The following is a 15,189-nucleotide window of genomic DNA, read 5'->3' as shown; positions in this document are numbered from 1 at the left end:
TTTGGGTTTGGTCAGGGTCAGGTAGTCGCGCCAGGTGGCGGCGGGCAGACGGGTAGCGGTGTTGATCACAGTGGCTGGACCTCTTTTGTTTGCCAGGGCATGGATGGTGCGAAGCTGCCGGCGCGGGGCGCGCCGAGTGTCAGCCAGCCGACGACGGACCAGAGGGCCCCCCTCGTGATATCCAGTATTCGTGCTCGGTTCGCCGGGAGGAGACGCGCAGCCGCTGCCAGTCCTTCGTGCGCCTCAGACCGCCCGTCATGGCGACGGTCTCGTTCTGGCCGCCCACGCAGGGCAGGCTGCCACAGGTCGTCGGCTGGGCCTCGAAGGCGCTTATGGTGCGCAGCAGGGGACGGCCCGCCCACTGAACGTGCAGGCTCATGAAGCTGGCGGCCAGTCCGCCGTCGTATCCGCTGACGCACAGGATGGCCGCGTCGGGACCGTGACTGCTGCGCATCACGGCGAATCGGCCCGTGTACATATCGAAACGACCCGCCAGCGAAGTCACTCGCCGCGCCCTGGTTGAGCGGAACGCGGGATCGTAGTAGCAATAGGCGTACGGCCCGTAGGAAATCATACACTCCGCCGTCGTACCCCTGACGCCCATTCCGAAGCGAAACAGCCGGCCCAGGCGGGGATCGGAAAGGGCCACGTCGCGCAGCCGCCCGTCTCCGGCCTCCTGGGCCAGCCTCAGGAGCACCGGCGAGTTGACGTCGAGCTGGCCGCCGAGCACAACGTTGGCATTGACAGGATAGTAGAGCTGATCGGGAATCTCGCGAGGCGCGGTCCAGTGGGCGCGGAACCAGTTCAGCGGCAGACGCAGCCTGTCGGGTGCCTCACTCGACAGGTCGATACCGCTCACGTTGCGAAGCGCATCGACGAAATGCAAAAGCCAGAGGTTTTCAAATCCCCAGAAGGTGGGTCCGTCGACGGGCTCGCCGCCGGGACCACAGCCGTGGGGCAGGATGCCGCATCGGAATCGATCGATGACCGCCTGCAACCATACTTCCGCCCGGGGGTGCTCACCCAGCAGGTGAAGCGCAGCCACTCCGAAATGCCCATAGTCGACGACGGTGTGGTGCCCGCCGGCCGTGAAGTGCCGCCGTTCGTCCACGTACGGCCACCAGCGATCCATCAACCCCACGAGACTGTTGCGAACCTGGCACTTCTCGGCATCAGGCAATGCCTCGTCCATCAGATCGAGGGCAAGTGCGAAAGCGTGCATGTAGCGGTTGGCCGTGTAGAAGTGCTCCTCCACGTGGTCGCCATGGTCCCAGTTCGCCGCGGCCCGCAGCCATGCGCGGGCTCGCCCAAGCCAGCGCGGGTCGCCCGTAAGCCGCCAGGCAAAGGCGTAATTCTCGATCAGGGCCGTGGCCTGCATGGCGGTGTAGAAGGTCAGGTAGAGCTGGTGGTTGGGGTGCGGGCTGTGGGTTCGACGCGGTACCCGTCGCCACGGCCGCTGGTCCGCATACAACGCACAGTCGTCCAGCAGGTTGGAGAGAATGCGACGGCGAACCGGATCGGACGGAGCCTTGAGACGGAAGTCAGGATCGTCGGCCGGCCTGAACAATCGGGGTCTTTCGTGGCGGATCACCGAGATCGAGGCTTGTTGCTTTGTGTTGTTCGTTGGGCCGGACATCGTAGGATTCGGGTACTCCAGGGTCGGACTCGTGTCGACTAAAGACCGGATGGACTGTCAGGTGTTTAATGTAAGTAACGTGGTTTGAAAATCGGCAATAAGGTATATCTTAATTACATAGACAATTCAATATGATTGTCATAAACAAGGCCACGAGTTGTCAAGCATCCCCAGAAAACCCATCCACACCATACGGGACGCGGAACGGCTCGATCTTGCCTTGTCCGGCAAGATCGACTGGGAGTCCTTCTATGCTCAGGGAAAACGAAATCCACCATTTCTTACAGATAAACCGGACGAGAATCTAGTCAGTTGCTTCGAACAGGATTGTCTTACGCCCGGCAATGCCATAGATCTCGGTTGTGGGATAGGTCGTAACGCCGTATACCTGGCGAAAGGGGGGTACCGGGTCGACGCCATCGACCTGTCAGAAACCGCGATCGAACGAGGTCGCTCCCTTGCGCGACGGTCGGAAGTGGACGTCAATTTCATTGTCGGGTCGATTTTCGACCTGGCCTACGATGCAGGCCTTCTTCATCACCTGCAGCCTCATCGACGGCCATACTATCTCGAAAAGATACATGCAGTACTCAAGCCGAACGGGATGTTCGAGATGACCTGCTTCGACACATCGGCCGGAGTTCCCAAAGAAGACTGGGAAATCTACGAAGAAGGCAGGATGCCGCCTGGGATCGGGTACACAGAAGATAGATTGCGAAGAATTCTGCAGCACCGCTTTGAAATCATTGAGTTTCGCCCCATGAAAGTTCAGTCTGATGATAGCGGACTGTTCGGCATACTGGGTCTGTGGACAATATTGATGAGACCATTGCACTCACGTCAAGTTTATCAAGAGTAAATCTGTTATGGCCGACAAATTCAAACTGATCACGGACGTTCGTGTTTTCCTAAAGAACGACAGGGACGAAATCTTAATGCTCAGACGGACTAACACTGGATACGAAGACGGAAACTATAGCGTGATCGCAGGACATCTCGACGGCCACGAAGAAGTGATAGAAGCTGCTGTCCGGGAGGCAAAGGAGGAAGCTGGCATCGAGATACGGTCTATAGATATCGAGGTAGTCGGGGTAATGCACAGGAAAGAAAACGACGAAAGGATTTCGTTCTTTCTTGCTGCGTCGAGATGGTGCGGAAACGGGCAGTTCTTTGACAGCTACGGTTGGCAATAATACCTCACCTGTGTCATCTGCCGCCTAGCTCGACACTGCATCCTGTAGAACTTAAAGCCAGGTCGGTTGAGAATCCTATGCTCCACAACTACCTCATCATAGCCCTACGAAACCTGCTACGGTATCCCGCCTACACGCTCATGAACATCGTGGGACTCGCGATCGGCCTGGCGGCCTGCATGCTGATCCTGCTCTACGTCTGGGACGAGTTGAGCTACGATCGATATCATCCCCATGCCGACCGGGTTTACCGGGTCATCGATGATATAGAAAGCGCCGGACAGACGGTCCGGACGGCGGGATCGCCCTCGGGATGGGGACCCGCCCTGAAACGTGATTTCCCCGAAATCGAGCTCTTCGCCCGGGTGAGAGGCACGACATCCGCCTGGTTCATCATGCATGAAGAGCAACGTTTCTATGAGAAAAGGGTCATCTGGGCCGATGCGGCCCTGCTCGACATGTTTGCCATCCCGTTTGTCGCCGGCAATCCCCGGATCGCGCTGACCGAACCCTATTCGATCGTGATCTCGGAGGAAATGGCCTTCAAGTATTTCGGCGACGACGAACCCATGGGGAAAGTCCTCAGGGGGGACAATGTCTGGGACTTCACGGTGACCGGCGTCATGCGGAACATCCCGGCCAATTCGCATCTGCGCCCGGATATGATCATATCCCTTATAACACGTGATGCGATTTATCCCAACAGCCTCGATGAATGGGAAATGCACGAGAAACGTTATACCTACATCAGGCTGCATGAATACGCCTCTTCGGATGACCTGGAAGCGCAACTGCCCGCCTTCGTGGAACGGAATAAATCAGGCAGGTTCCGCGAGTCGACCAAAGTACTGAGACCATCGCTGCAGCCCCTGGTAGACATCCACCTGCATTCGCACAGGGACAGCGAAATCGAGCCCAACGGAGATTTCCGCTACGTGGTGCTCTTCCTGATCATCGCATTCCTGATACCGCTCACCGCGTGCATCAACTTCGTGAACCTGGCCACGGCACGGGCGGCCATGCGCGCCAGGGAGGTGGGCGTGCGCAAGGTGATGGGGGCCAACCGATCCCAGTTGCTGGGTCAGTTCCTGGGAGAAGCCGTCGTCATGGCCGGACTTGCCATGATCGTCGCAGTCGCGGTCGCGCACCTCGCCCTGCCCGGCGTGAACGTGCTGGCCGGAAAGCACCTGGACTTTGCGCTGTCGAACGGTTGGGTGCTGGGGGCACTCGGCGCTGGTACCATCTTGATTGCAGTGGCGGCCGGTAGCTATCCCGCAGTCTATCTTTCGGGCTTCCTGCCCACCGAAGTACTGAAAGGAAGTTTGAAGTCGGGAACCCATGGGCTGGGGTTGCGGCAGGTCCTGGTGGTGATCCAATTCGTCATGTCCATCTTTCTGTTGGTCAGCACGGCCGTCATATACGACCAACTCGAGTACATACAGAACATGAGACTCGGTTTCAACAAAGAGCACGTGATGGTCGTCCCCATTACCGGCCAGGTTCAACGGGAAAGTACCCCAGTACTGAAACAGCGCTTAGCGCAGTTGCCCGGCGTGGTCGGAATGGCGACGACCGATGGGGTCCCGGGCGTGAACGCACCGCGGATTATGGCCGTCCGTTCCGATAGGATGAGCCCCGAGGACAATCTGATCGTGTCCGTGTTCGCATCGAACGATCAGTACCTGGATATCATGGAAATCGGTCTCGCGGCAGGCAGGAACTTTCCGGTCGAATGGGGTATGGATTCAACCATGGTCATCCTGTTGAACGAGACCGCGGCACAGAAATTGGGCTGGAAAGCGCCTCCCGACGCAATTGGCATGCCGGTCGAATGGATCGAGTACGGTGGATTGCAGGGACGGGTGCTGGGGGTCATGGCGGATTTTCACCTGCAATCGATTCGCGAGGAAATCGAGCCGATCGTTTTCGTACACGATCCCAACTACTTCACCTACATACTCATCCGAATCAGGCCGGAGGACGTATCGGATACCATCGCCCGGATCCGGGAAGTGTGGCGGGATGTCGATCCCGTATATCCCCTGTCATACACGTTTCTTGACGATGACTTCAACAGCCTCTACCGCGCCGAACATCAACTGGGTACGGTCTTCGCGGTCTTCGCCTTTCTCGCGATCTTCGTGGCCTGCCTGGGTCTCCTTGGACTGTCTTCCTTCTCGATCCAGCAGAGAACCAGGGAAATCGGAATTCGGAAGGTGCTCGGGGCGACCATTCCGGAAATCGTGCTGCTGTTCTCGAAGGACTTCGTGAAGTACGTCCTTCTGGCCAATGTAATCGCCTGGCCGTTGGCGTACTTCGCTATGACGCGCTGGCTGCAGAACTATGCGTATGCATCCGAAATCGAATTCATGTGGTTTATAGCGGGTGGCGTCGTCGCACTGATCATCGCCTGGCTGACCATCGGAGCCCACGCGGTTTCCGCATCGCGAAAGAATCCGGTCAACGCGCTGAGTCAGGGCTGCTGAGGCGATACGATAGTACCGCGTTCATCCGAGCAAAGTATCGTGGCGGCCCCCAGGCACATACTCTATGTGGGCCGGAAACCTCCGAAATGAAAGGGACTGGTTGAGAAATGTCCGCATATCAGAACGCCAAGTTGGAAATCTTATCCATATTGGAACTTTCAAGGGACTCGATTCACATCCATATAGGATTGATCGTGTTTTTTGCGATGGTCGTCCTTTGGAAAAAAGGCGTTGTTAAAACGAGTTGTTTGATCCCGGTAGCGGTTGTAGCATCACTGATGGAGATTCTTGATCTAAGAGATGGCTATCACCATCTGGGTTATTTTCGCATGGCTGCGGTAACCGCAAGTATACACGATTTAATCAATACGATGATCTGGCCGGTCGTCATCGTGATACTTGCGTGGATGGGCAAACTGAAGGATGCCCGGAATGCGTAGGCGCCTGAACGAATCCGCGTAGTCAGCCCGGTCGCTCGTCTTGCAAGTAAGATCCGGTCTCAGATCACGGCCCGAATGGACACATTTATTCGGGATGAATACGCCAGGGGGCATGGTTGCCGGGTGGCTTATGACGGACTGACGCTACAGTTGGCAGACTGATGAAATGCTACGCTGCGACCCAGTGCGGTGAATATCATTGAAGACCGAAAGGGCAGGGCAAGATGAGCAATGACGTATTAGCCGGTCGGATTCGTCCCCTTCTTTCGAAGCGGAACGGATACTCCGAACGAAACATGTTCGGCGGCGTCTGTTTCATGATCAACGGCAATATGTGCGTGGGAACCTGGAAAGACTCGCTCATCGTGCGGCTCGAACGGGAGAAGCACGACGAGACGCTGGGCGAACCGCACACGAGACCCGCCGACATCGCGGGACGGACCATGAAGGGATGGGCGCTGGTGGAACCGCCGGGCATCGCATCCGAGCAAGGTCTTAAAGACTGGGTGGACCGCGCCGCGGCTTACGCCGCATCCCTGCCGGCTAAGTGAAGATTTTGATACCGGCCAGTTGCAATGCTGAGCTGAGGCTGACTGAAATTTTATGTGGCGGCTGATTGCAAGTCTGGATACCGTCCAATGCAAGTCTAATGAAAATCCCGGCTCTTCAGACGCAATGACCCATCCTCAAGCCTCGGGTCCCAGAACGCCTCGGCCACGAGGTGGACTACCCCTTCTCCCACCTGCAGGTTTCCGGTCACGCCTAAGCAGGGAAGCGTCCTGACCAGCGCGGAATACTGCTCGAATACATTCTCCCAGATGACCAGGTTCGCGAAGCCCGTTTCGTCCTCCAGCGTCATGAAGGTGACGCCTTGGGCGGTTCCGGGGCGCTGGCGGCAGATGACCATGCCCACGTAATGGACCGGGCTGCCGTCCGGCATCCCGTTGAGCTCCCGTGCCGAGGGCAGCCCCCGGGCGGCCAGGCCGGGGCGCAATGGTTCCAGGAGGTGACCCAGTACGCTATGGTCGCTGACCTGATGGTCCCAGACAATGGTTTCCAGGCTGCTCAGGGAGGGAAACCGGGGCGGGGAGGTGCGGCTGTCGAGCGACAGCGCGGGCGGCTGCCGGGGGTTACTGCCCAGGACCTGCCAGAGGGCGCGGCGGCGTTCCAGGCCGAAGCACGCGAAGGCGCCCGCCTCGGCCAGGGACTCCAGCTTGTCCTCGTGGAGTCCGCTCCGCCGGGCGACGTCCGGAAGGTCCCGGAAGGGGGCCTGCTCCATGGCCCGGTCCAGCCTCTCCCAGTCTCCTTTGCTCAGTCTCTGGACATAGCGCAGTCCCATACGCACCGCGAACCGGGCGGAAGCCTCGCTCTTGTGGCCGCTCCCTGCGCTGCCTCTGTGATCACCCGCGCCTTCCGCTGCAATCTCCTCCAGGGTGCAGTCCCAGCGGCTGTGGCGTATGCTCACCGGCCGCACCTCCACCCCATGTATCCGGGCGTCGTTGACGATGGTGGCGGGCGAGTAGAACCCCATGGGCTGGGCGTTCAGCAGGGCGCAGGTGAACTCCGCCGGGAAGTGGCATCGCAGGTAGGCGGTGGCGTAGGCGATGTGGGCGAAACTGGCGGCGTGGCTCTCCGGGAAGCCGTACTCGCCGAACCCCCGGATCTGCTGGAAGACGCGTTCGGCGAATTCATGCTCGATGCCCTTCCTCATCATGCGCGTGACCAGCCGTTCCCGGTGCCGATCGATTCGTCCCGAACGCCGCCAGGCGGCCATGTCCCGCCGGAGCTGGTCGGCCTCGCCGGGGGTGTAGTCCGCCGCCACCATGGCCAGTTGCATCACCTGCTCCTGGAAGAGGGGCACGCCCAGGGTCTTCTCCAAGACGGGCTTGAGGCACTCGTGGGGATAGGTGATTTCCTCTACTCCGTTGCGCCGCCGCAGGTAGGGATGGACCATGCCGCCCGTAATGGGCCCGGGACGGACGATGCTGATCTCGATCACCAGGTCGTAGTAGGTGCGCGGCTTCAGGCGCCCCAGCATGGCCATCTGGGCCCGGCTCTCGATCTGGAACACCCCCACCGTGTCGCTGCGGCAGATCAGGTCGAAGGTGGCGGTGTCCCCCGGGGGGAGATCGGCCAGGGTGAGTTTCATCCCGCGGTGCCGCCGCAGGAGGTCGAAGCCGAGGTGCAGCATGTTGAGGGCGCCCAGGCCCAGGAGATCTACTTTGAACAACCCCGCGTCCTCCACATCCTCCTTGTCCCACTGGATCACGGTCCGCCCTTCCATGGTGGCGCTCTCGATGGGCACCAGGTCATGGACGGGGTAATGGCCCAGCATGAAGCCCCCGGGATGGATGGAGAGGTGGCGGGGAAAGTCCTGGATCTCCCGCACCAGGACGTGCAGGTGGCGCAGAGCCGGGTTCTCCGGGTCGAGACCGGCCCGCCGGATGAAGGCCCCGTCCCAGCGTTCGTGAGATACCAGTTTGGACAGACGGTCCAGGCTGGTTGCCGGTATCTCCAGTGCTTTTCCCACCTCCCGGATGGCGGATCGATGGCGGTAGCGAACCACGTTGGCCACCATGGCGGCGTGGGTGCGCCCGTACTTCTGGTATACGTGCCGGATCACCTCCTCCCGGCGGTTGTGCTCGATGTCCAGGTCGATGTCCGGCGGCTCGGCCCTTTCCCTCGACAGGAAACGCTCGAAGAGGAGGTCCACCTGGGTGGGGTCCACGCTGGTGATGCCCAGCGAAAAGCAGACGGCGGAGTTGGCCGCCGACCCGCGGCCCTGGCAGAGGATGTCCTCGCGGCCGCAATACTCCACGATCTCGTGCATGGTCAGGAAATAGCCCTCGTACTCCAGTTCCCGGATCAGGGCGAGTTCCTTCTTCAACTGGGGAATCACTTTCGACGCGAGCCTGTCGCCCAGGCGGCGTTTCGCGCCCGCGAAGGTGCGCTCCTCCAGGTACTGGATGGACGTCTTGCCCTTCGGCAGACGCTCCAGCGGGTAGCGGTAGCGCAGTTCGCCGAGGGAGAAGGTGCAGCGGTCGGCTATCTCGCGCGTTCGTTCGAGGGACGCCGGGTCATCGCCGAAGAGCCGTGCCATGTCTTCCGGTCCCTTCAGGGCGTGCTGGTCGTTCGGCCGGAGGAGGCGTCCGGCCGCGGGCAGCGTCACGCCCTCCCGGATGCAGGTCAGCACGTCCTGCAGGCGCCGCCGTTCGGGCGTATGGTAGAGGACCTCCACGGCGGCAACGGTGGGCAGGCCGAACCGGTCTGCCATCTCCCGCAAGCGGATCTCCTTCAGGGTCTCGTCCGCCCGCCGGTGTCGGACCAGGACCACGTACAGGCGGTCTTTGAAGGCCGCGTGGAGTTGTTCGAGGATGGGTTCGGAGCCGGGAGAGGTGGGATCGCCGATCCACAGGGCGATCAGGCCGGGGCTGTGGCGGCACACCTCCTGCCAGCTTACTCTGCAGTTCCCCTTGGAGGCGCGCAGGTGCCCGGCGGTCAGCAGCCGGCAGAGCCGGGCATAGCCTTCCCGGTTCTGCACCAGCAGCAGGACTTCCGAACCGTCTTGGAGGCTGACCTGCGATCCCACGATCAGGTGGACGTCCAGTTCCCGGGCGCGCACGTGCGCCCGGACAATGCCGTACACCCCGTTGCGGTCGGTAAGGGCCAGGGACCGAATGCCCAGGTGCCGGCAGGCTCCCATCAGTTCCTCGGGGTGGCTGGCCCCCTCCAGAAAGGAGTAGTTGCTCTTGCACCAGAGGGGCGCGTAGGCAGGGTTCGAGGGTGGCCGGGACGGATCCCGGGGCGACGGGGACGGGGCGGGATCACGCGCCTCGGACCGGGCCCGGGACGGCCGCATCATTCGACCCGCCCCTGCACGTACCAGCGGGCTCTCCGGTGGTCGTAATAGACCCAGAGGGTCTCTCCCCGGCCGGTGTCGACGAAGCGGTAGTCCCTCCGGACCTCCCGGACCCACCATCCGCCGCTGACCAGGTGTTCCGGGGGCGGGCCCGGGGCCGGTGGCGACGGCCAGTTCACGGGCAGGCCTTCCAGGACGCGAGGGCTGGCATGGGCGCGCCGCACCAGGGAGCGCACCGCGACCGGCCGAGGGCTGGCCGCGGCGAGCTTGCCGAAGGGATGCCACGCGAAACGGGCCTCCGGCAGATGCCCCGATCTCAGCTGGGCCGTGAGCACCGAACCGGATCCGAACTCGGCCCGGACCCGTGCCAGGGCGCGCATGGCCGACCCGGCATCGCGGTTCGGATTCTCCTGCAAGAGATTCAGTTTCTCGGCGGTGACGGCCACCCCCTCCACCTCAAGAGACAACTCTACCGGGGGAAAGGGGAAGGAGACCGTTTCCAGGTGCAGACCGACGAGCTCCAGCAGGGCCGGCGCGGCCAGCGTCGGCTCAGCCGCCTGGATGCGAAAGCGGCGCCGCGCCCTATCCTCCTGGCGGAACTCCAGCCGGAGCGCCGAAACCGCCTGGCATCTTCCTGCGACGGCCTTCAACAGGGGCGCCAATAGCTGGGACACTCGGAACTGGAGGCCCCGGACGTCCGATTCGTTCGCGTCCAGTTCCATCCGGGCGCGGAGCGGTTCGGAAAGGCCCCGTGGCTGAAGGGGCAGGGACCGGTCTCCCGCCGCGAAGCGATAGAATTCCCTGGCCTGCTCGCCGAGATGCCTGGCGATACGCTCCCCGGGAAGGGTCAGGAAGTCCCCCACGGTATGCACAGCCAGCCTGTCCAGGCGTTCCCGCAGTTTCGGCTCGATCTGAAGATCCAGCAGTCGCACCTTGCGGCTCTCGGCTTCCTCGGCTCCCACGGAGGGGAGAACGGCCACCGCGTCCTTCGTCCTGGCGATGGCATACGTGCCGAAACGGCCGAAGCCGACCGCGATGCTCGCCGAGAGTTCCAACCGGGAAAGGCAGGCGTGCATCTGTCCGGCCCAGCCCTCCAGCGACCCGTAGAGCCATCCCAGTCCGCCCGCGTCCACCCAGAAGACCCCAGGCTCGTCCCCGCACGGCTCCACCCGGGGACTGAAGCGGTCCAACTTCCCGTGGACCTGCCGGACCGCGGCCCGGAGTTCCTCCTCCGAAACCGTCCCGGCGCACAGGCCGCGGTCCAGGGAAAGGGCCGCGGCGTACCGCATGCCCGGCCGGATCCCGTTCCGGAAAGCCGCGGCGTTGAGCCATAGAACGGGACTCAGGGGGTTTTCTTCCTCCACTACCGCCACCGGTCTCTCCCGCCATTCCGGATGGCTCCTCAGCAGGAGCTGCAGCGGCAGCGCCCGGATGTTAATGCAGGCCGTCCGGCCCGCGGCAGATTTCGGTGTGGCGCCAGCCCGGGCCATGGCGTCTGTCCTTCAGGATTTCGATTTCGTATTGAAAACGGTCGACCGCCAGGCGGCGGCAAGATGTCTGGCCTCTCAGGGAAACCATCGACCCCAGCGAAGGCGCCTCCCGGGACTTGGCGGTCAGGCACAGGAGGGCGGCATGGTGGTCCCGCGCCTGCCGGGCCAGGCGCACCTGCAGCGGCACGGAAATCCTGGAATCGGCGTACAGATCCATTACGATCAAACCGAAGCCGCCCGACCGCAGGACCCGGTCCGCCGCGCGCGCCGCGGCCCGGGCGTCCGGGACTCGAATGACCACCAGGGCGTCCAGATCCACCCCGCTCTCCGCCGCGTCCGGCGCGAAGAAGGTATCCGGCGTCGCCGTGATCCAGGCTGCCGGTTCGCCCTCGAGCTGCGCGTCCAGCACCAGCCGGAAAGCAGCGGTCAGCAGGGCGGTCCCGGGGAGGGACGAGAGCTCGCAAAGGCGTCCGGCCAGTTGCGCACGCGACCAGCACGGCTGCTCCTTCCGATCTCCGACAGGTATCTGCGTGAAGTAGGGCTCGAGATCCTGCAGATCCCGGTCCTGCGGGGCCGACATGATTGTTCCTTCGGTTGTCCGATGATTCTACCCGGTGTTTCTTGCTCGACGCGTCTATCCGGTGCTCCTTACCCGGCGTGACCTTAGTCAACGCTCCGGCGCACCTCGATGACCTTGCCCAGGAGCGAAAAGGTCGCGCCGTCCTCACGGGGAATGATCGGACTGAAGGCGTCGTTCTCCGGATGCAACTCGACGCGGCCGTCTCGCTCCCGGTACCGCTTCACCGTCGTCTCATCGCCCACCAGCGCCACCACGATGTCCCCCGGTACGGCCGTCGGCTGCCGACGCACGATCACCATGTCCCCCGGAAGGATGCCGGCATGGAGCATACTCTCTCCCTCCACGGTCAGCGCGAAGAGCTCGCTGTCCTCGAAGCGCGTCTGGGCCATGATGTATTCCGGCGGATCCTCCATGGCCTCGGTCAGTTCGCCCGCCTGGACGCGCCCCAGCATAGGGATCAACTGGGGCGGGATGGCCTTGCCGAACTCCGGCAGCCGGTACCCCCGGGACCTGCCGTCCACCTTGGCGAGCTTCCCTTCGAACACCAGTTTTTCCAGATGCTGACGGGCCGACTGTACCGCCCGGAACCCGAATGCGCGCTGCACATCCCGGGTCGTGGGCGGGGACCCGTTCAGGATCCGCTCTCGCACGAAATCGTAGATCTTCTCCCGGGTCTTTCCAGGCGACGTGTAGGCCACGATGATCTCCCAGGGTTCGGGGATGAGGATACGGGCCAGCGCGCTAATACGGCTGGCGCTTCAATATAGGACGACGTACCAGCAGGCGCGCCAGAACGATCAGCATATCAAACGAGCATCTGAAAACCCATAAAACAGACAATTGTCTGTTATGTCAAGCGTTTTGGAGGAGAAGATTCAAATAAAGCGTCCTTTTCAAAATAACACCTTGACTATTAACATAATTTACATTAATTATGTTAATATAATGACTGATATTTACATTCCTCAAGCGCAACTCACCAGGCTCGCCCACCTGGTCACACCGGGCAAAGTGGTCTTGGTTTACGGTCCCAGAAGAGTGGGCAAGACCACGCTAATCAAGCGTTATATCCAGAACCACGACTCCGACGCCCTGCTCGTGACGGGGGAGGATATCGTGGTGCGGGAGTATCTCGAGAGTCAGTCTCTGGCCAAACTGACGTCCTTCGTCGGCCGCCGCCGTACGCTGATCATCGACGAAGCCCAGCATATCCGGCAGATCGGGCTGAATCTCAAGCTGCTGGCCGACCACGTCGCAGGACTCCGGATCATCGCCACGGGTTCGTCTTCCTTCGACCTGGCCAGTCAAACCGGCGAGCCTCTGACCGGCCGCAAGTATACCCTGCTGCTTCTGCCCCTGGCCCAGTTGGAACTCCAGGAAACCGAATCCGCGCACCAGACAAGGGCCCATCTCGAACTTCGGCTGGTCTACGGATCGTATCCCGAAGTCGTCCTCATGCACTCGAACGAAGATCGGCAACTCTATATAAAGGAGCTGATCGCTTCCTATCTTTTCAGGGACATACTCCAGCTGGAAGGCATACGCCATGCGGACAAGCTGCTCAGGCTACTACAACTGGTCGCCTTCCAGATCGGGCGCGAGGTATCGACGTCCGAACTGGGCACCCAGTTGGGCATGAACGCGAACACCGTGGATCGCTATCTCGACCTGCTCGAGAAATCCTATATTCTCTACAGCCGCCGGGGTTTCAGCCGCAACCTGCGAAAGGAAATCACCAAGAGCCGCCGGTATTACTTCTACGACAACGGCATCAGGAACGGGTTGATCAACAACTTCAACCCACTGGCAATGCGGGATGACGCGGGGGAACTGTGGGAAAGCTATATCCTGGTGGAGCGACTGAAGTACAACCTTTACAACGGGCGCCTGGCGGAAAGCTACTTCTGGCGTACCTACGATCGCCAGGAAATCGACCTGGTAGAAGAGTGGGGGGGTCAACTACTTGCCACGGAAATGAAATGGACCGCCAGATCACACCGGGTGCCTGGCGCCTGGCGCAAGGCCTATCCCGGGAGTTCGTTCCAGGTTGTTCATCCAGAAAACTATATCGGGTTTATTACTACTGGCTCAGCGCAATGACCGTTTCCGGCTCATGCTCGACCGGGAAATTCACGGACCGGGCGATGAAGCACATGGCACTGGCCCGCTCGTGCAGTCGTTCCGCGGCAGCCGCGTCACTCTCCGCGGTTATCGAAACGCGCGGTCTGAGGGTCACGTGAACGAACTGGGCCGAGCCGTCCGGATTCAATTCCATCACACCTTCCGCGTGATCTTCGTAGGCGGTCACCACGACTTTATTCACCGTGCAAAGATGCAAATACCAGAGCATGTGGCAGGCCGAAAGAGAAGCCACCAGCATGTCCTCCGGATTATGGCGGCCGGCATCGCCCAGATAGCCGGGATCCGCGGACCCCTTGATCACCGGCTTGCCTTCGCATGCGATATCATAGTCTCGTGCATAGCCCCTATAGGCGCTCGAACCATTGCCCAGATTGCCCGTCCATGTTACACTGACCTCGTACTTATGCTGCTTGTTCATGATGCCTCCCGACGGCTACTGGATACAATCGACCCAATGAGGGAACGATGGGCTTATACCATTTCACTTACCATAAAATGGCGGCGACTTCGGCGGTTTTGAAGGTATATTAGCAATGTGCATCCTCGAATGGAATACAGGAAAGGCCGTTCTTCAATATGAAATCAAAGGAAAGACATGAAACCTGGGCGCAGACCAACAGCCTCCTGCTCCTGGGCATCGTGGACCTGCTCGAAGAGAAAGGGTTGCTGGACAAGGAAGATTTCCTTGAGAGCCTCGCCACATTCAAGGAAGAATCCATTGATATCGGTCTCTTCTGGAACACGAAAGACGAACTGCGGGGCGATGCGGGCTACCACTCATGAACGCCATCATCTCGAAAGCGCGCGCCTGGGAAATCGCCAGGGAGTTCTCGGAAATCGCCAGGCAAGAGGATGTAGAGGACAGCATCCTCGGGGTTTATGTCATCGGATCACTGGGCGCCGGCGAATACATACCGGGCCGAAGCGACATCGACACGGCCCTTGTCGCCCGCGATACGGTTTCCAACGACCTGAAATCCAGATTACGAGCAATCCGAACAGAATTGGTCCTGAAGTACGGGATTCCGAAAGACTTCGGAGGTATCATACTCCCGGAGAATGATATCTACCCACCTTACGACCCGGAAAAGGAACTCGTACCCGAGATATACAGGCTTCTTGTACAGGGGAAGCGCATCTGGGGAAGCTATGATCTGGCCAATGTTCCCATGCCTGCCCGCAGCGACTTTCGAGCCTGGGCAAGGGTGTTCCATACATGGTTGAGATCGGATCGACCCGACGCCGAGCATAGCGTGGTGGCCGCCGTCAACCGAACGCTGATCGAGATTCGTCTGTTGCTGTGGGACAAGACGGATTCATTTGTCCTGAACAAAAGGGAGTTGATCCCGGTCTTTCTCAAGAC

The 15,189-nt window shown here is 60.8% G+C and carries 14 protein-coding genes; 8 read left to right on the top strand and 6 right to left on the bottom strand.

Features of this window, described 5'->3' with window-relative positions; translation table 11 throughout:
- Positions 1-139: 139 nt before the first annotated feature.
- Positions 140-1,636, bottom strand: a complete 1,497-nt coding sequence (locus OXG98_07815; GenBank protein ID MCY3771909.1) for a hypothetical protein — start codon at positions 1,634-1,636, stop codon at positions 140-142.
- 157 nt (positions 1,637-1,793) lie between these two features.
- On the opposite strand from OXG98_07815, the gene OXG98_07810 reads away from it, so the two are divergent.
- From OXG98_07810 to OXG98_07790, 5 genes are all read left to right on the top strand, one after another.
- Positions 1,794-2,495, top strand: a complete 702-nt coding sequence (locus tag OXG98_07810; protein MCY3771908.1) for a class I SAM-dependent methyltransferase — start codon at positions 1,794-1,796, stop codon at positions 2,493-2,495.
- A 7-nt stretch (positions 2,496-2,502) separates the two neighbouring features.
- Positions 2,503-2,829, top strand: coding sequence for an NUDIX domain-containing protein (locus OXG98_07805; protein MCY3771907.1), 327 nt, complete (start codon positions 2,503-2,505; stop codon positions 2,827-2,829).
- A gap of 77 nt (positions 2,830-2,906) precedes the next feature.
- Positions 2,907-5,315, top strand: a complete 2,409-nt coding sequence (locus tag OXG98_07800; protein MCY3771906.1) for an ABC transporter permease — start codon at positions 2,907-2,909, stop codon at positions 5,313-5,315.
- Between the two features lie 107 nt (positions 5,316-5,422).
- Positions 5,423-5,755, top strand: coding sequence for a hypothetical protein (locus tag OXG98_07795; protein MCY3771905.1), 333 nt, complete (start codon positions 5,423-5,425; stop codon positions 5,753-5,755).
- A 224-nt stretch (positions 5,756-5,979) separates the two neighbouring features.
- Positions 5,980-6,306 carry a TfoX/Sxy family protein gene (locus OXG98_07790; GenBank protein ID MCY3771904.1) on the top strand — a complete coding sequence of 109 codons (327 nt, stop codon included), beginning with the start codon at positions 5,980-5,982 and terminating at the stop codon, positions 6,304-6,306.
- A 95-nt stretch (positions 6,307-6,401) separates the two neighbouring features.
- Here the strand turns inward: OXG98_07790 and OXG98_07785 are convergent, their stop codons facing one another.
- The 4 genes from OXG98_07785 to lexA form a co-directional block, all read right to left on the bottom strand.
- Complete coding sequence (locus tag OXG98_07785; GenBank protein ID MCY3771903.1) at positions 6,402-9,617, bottom strand: error-prone DNA polymerase; 3,216 nt, start codon at positions 9,615-9,617, stop codon at positions 6,402-6,404.
- Positions 9,614-11,104: a DNA polymerase Y family protein gene (locus tag OXG98_07780; protein MCY3771902.1), complete on the bottom strand. Its 1,491-nt coding sequence runs from the start codon at positions 11,102-11,104 to the stop codon at positions 9,614-9,616. The genes OXG98_07785 and OXG98_07780 overlap by 4 nt, the downstream gene beginning before the upstream one ends.
- Positions 11,049-11,684 carry a recombinase A gene (locus tag OXG98_07775; GenBank protein ID MCY3771901.1) on the bottom strand — a complete coding sequence of 212 codons (636 nt, stop codon included), beginning with the start codon at positions 11,682-11,684 and terminating at the stop codon, positions 11,049-11,051. The genes OXG98_07780 and OXG98_07775 overlap by 56 nt, the downstream gene beginning before the upstream one ends.
- A gap of 83 nt (positions 11,685-11,767) precedes the next feature.
- Complete coding sequence (gene lexA / locus OXG98_07770; protein MCY3771900.1) at positions 11,768-12,382, bottom strand: transcriptional repressor LexA; 615 nt, start codon at positions 12,380-12,382, stop codon at positions 11,768-11,770.
- Between the two features lie 247 nt (positions 12,383-12,629).
- Here lexA and OXG98_07765 point away from each other — a divergent pair, with 247 nt between their 5' ends.
- The gene (locus OXG98_07765) at positions 12,630-13,784 is read left to right on the top strand and encodes an ATP-binding protein (protein ID MCY3771899.1); all 1,155 of its coding nucleotides are present in this window, start codon (positions 12,630-12,632) and stop codon (positions 13,782-13,784) included.
- On the opposite strand, the gene OXG98_07760 is transcribed toward OXG98_07765, so the two are convergent.
- The gene (locus OXG98_07760) at positions 13,765-14,244 is read right to left on the bottom strand and encodes an OsmC family protein (protein ID MCY3771898.1); all 480 of its coding nucleotides are present in this window, start codon (positions 14,242-14,244) and stop codon (positions 13,765-13,767) included. The two genes, OXG98_07765 and OXG98_07760, sit on opposite strands and share 20 nt — an antisense overlap.
- A gap of 158 nt (positions 14,245-14,402) precedes the next feature.
- Here OXG98_07760 and OXG98_07755 point away from each other — a divergent pair, with 158 nt between their 5' ends.
- Together OXG98_07755 and OXG98_07750 are read left to right on the top strand one after the other, a co-directional pair.
- Positions 14,403-14,609: a hypothetical protein gene (locus OXG98_07755; GenBank protein ID MCY3771897.1), complete on the top strand. Its 207-nt coding sequence runs from the start codon at positions 14,403-14,405 to the stop codon at positions 14,607-14,609.
- Positions 14,606-15,189 (top strand): nucleotidyltransferase domain-containing protein (locus OXG98_07750; GenBank protein ID MCY3771896.1); only part of this gene is annotated, 584 nt, incomplete at its 3' end. The genes OXG98_07755 and OXG98_07750, both read left to right, overlap by 4 nt.

The organism is Gemmatimonadota bacterium, assembly GCA_026706345.1.
Taxonomy (GTDB): domain Bacteria; phylum JAAXHH01; class JAAXHH01; order JAAXHH01; family JAAXHH01; genus JAAXHH01.
This window is presented reverse-complemented; position numbering and strand designations above follow the sequence as displayed.

What these genes read in the sequence shown, in the direction of transcription:
- OXG98_07815 (MCY3771909.1), bottom strand. Translation starts at nt 1,636, where the DNA reads ATGTCCGGCCCAACGAACAACACAAAGCAACAAGCCTCGATCTCGGTG.
- OXG98_07805 (MCY3771907.1), top strand. Translation starts at nt 2,503, where the DNA reads ATGGCCGACAAATTCAAACTGATCACGGACGTTCGTGTTTTCCTAAAG.
- OXG98_07800 (MCY3771906.1), top strand. Translation starts at nt 2,907, where the DNA reads ATGCTCCACAACTACCTCATCATAGCCCTACGAAACCTGCTACGGTAT.
- OXG98_07795 (MCY3771905.1), top strand. Translation starts at nt 5,423, where the DNA reads ATGTCCGCATATCAGAACGCCAAGTTGGAAATCTTATCCATATTGGAA.
- OXG98_07790 (MCY3771904.1), top strand. Translation starts at nt 5,980, where the DNA reads ATGAGCAATGACGTATTAGCCGGTCGGATTCGTCCCCTTCTTTCGAAG.
- OXG98_07785 (MCY3771903.1), bottom strand. Translation starts at nt 9,617, where the DNA reads ATGATGCGGCCGTCCCGGGCCCGGTCCGAGGCGCGTGATCCCGCCCCG.
- OXG98_07780 (MCY3771902.1), bottom strand. Translation starts at nt 11,104, where the DNA reads ATGGCCCGGGCTGGCGCCACACCGAAATCTGCCGCGGGCCGGACGGCC.
- OXG98_07775 (MCY3771901.1), bottom strand. Translation starts at nt 11,684, where the DNA reads ATGTCGGCCCCGCAGGACCGGGATCTGCAGGATCTCGAGCCCTACTTC.
- OXG98_07765 (MCY3771899.1), top strand. Translation starts at nt 12,630, where the DNA reads ATGACTGATATTTACATTCCTCAAGCGCAACTCACCAGGCTCGCCCAC.
- OXG98_07760 (MCY3771898.1), bottom strand. Translation starts at nt 14,244, where the DNA reads ATGAACAAGCAGCATAAGTACGAGGTCAGTGTAACATGGACGGGCAAT.
- OXG98_07755 (MCY3771897.1), top strand. Translation starts at nt 14,403, where the DNA reads ATGAAATCAAAGGAAAGACATGAAACCTGGGCGCAGACCAACAGCCTC.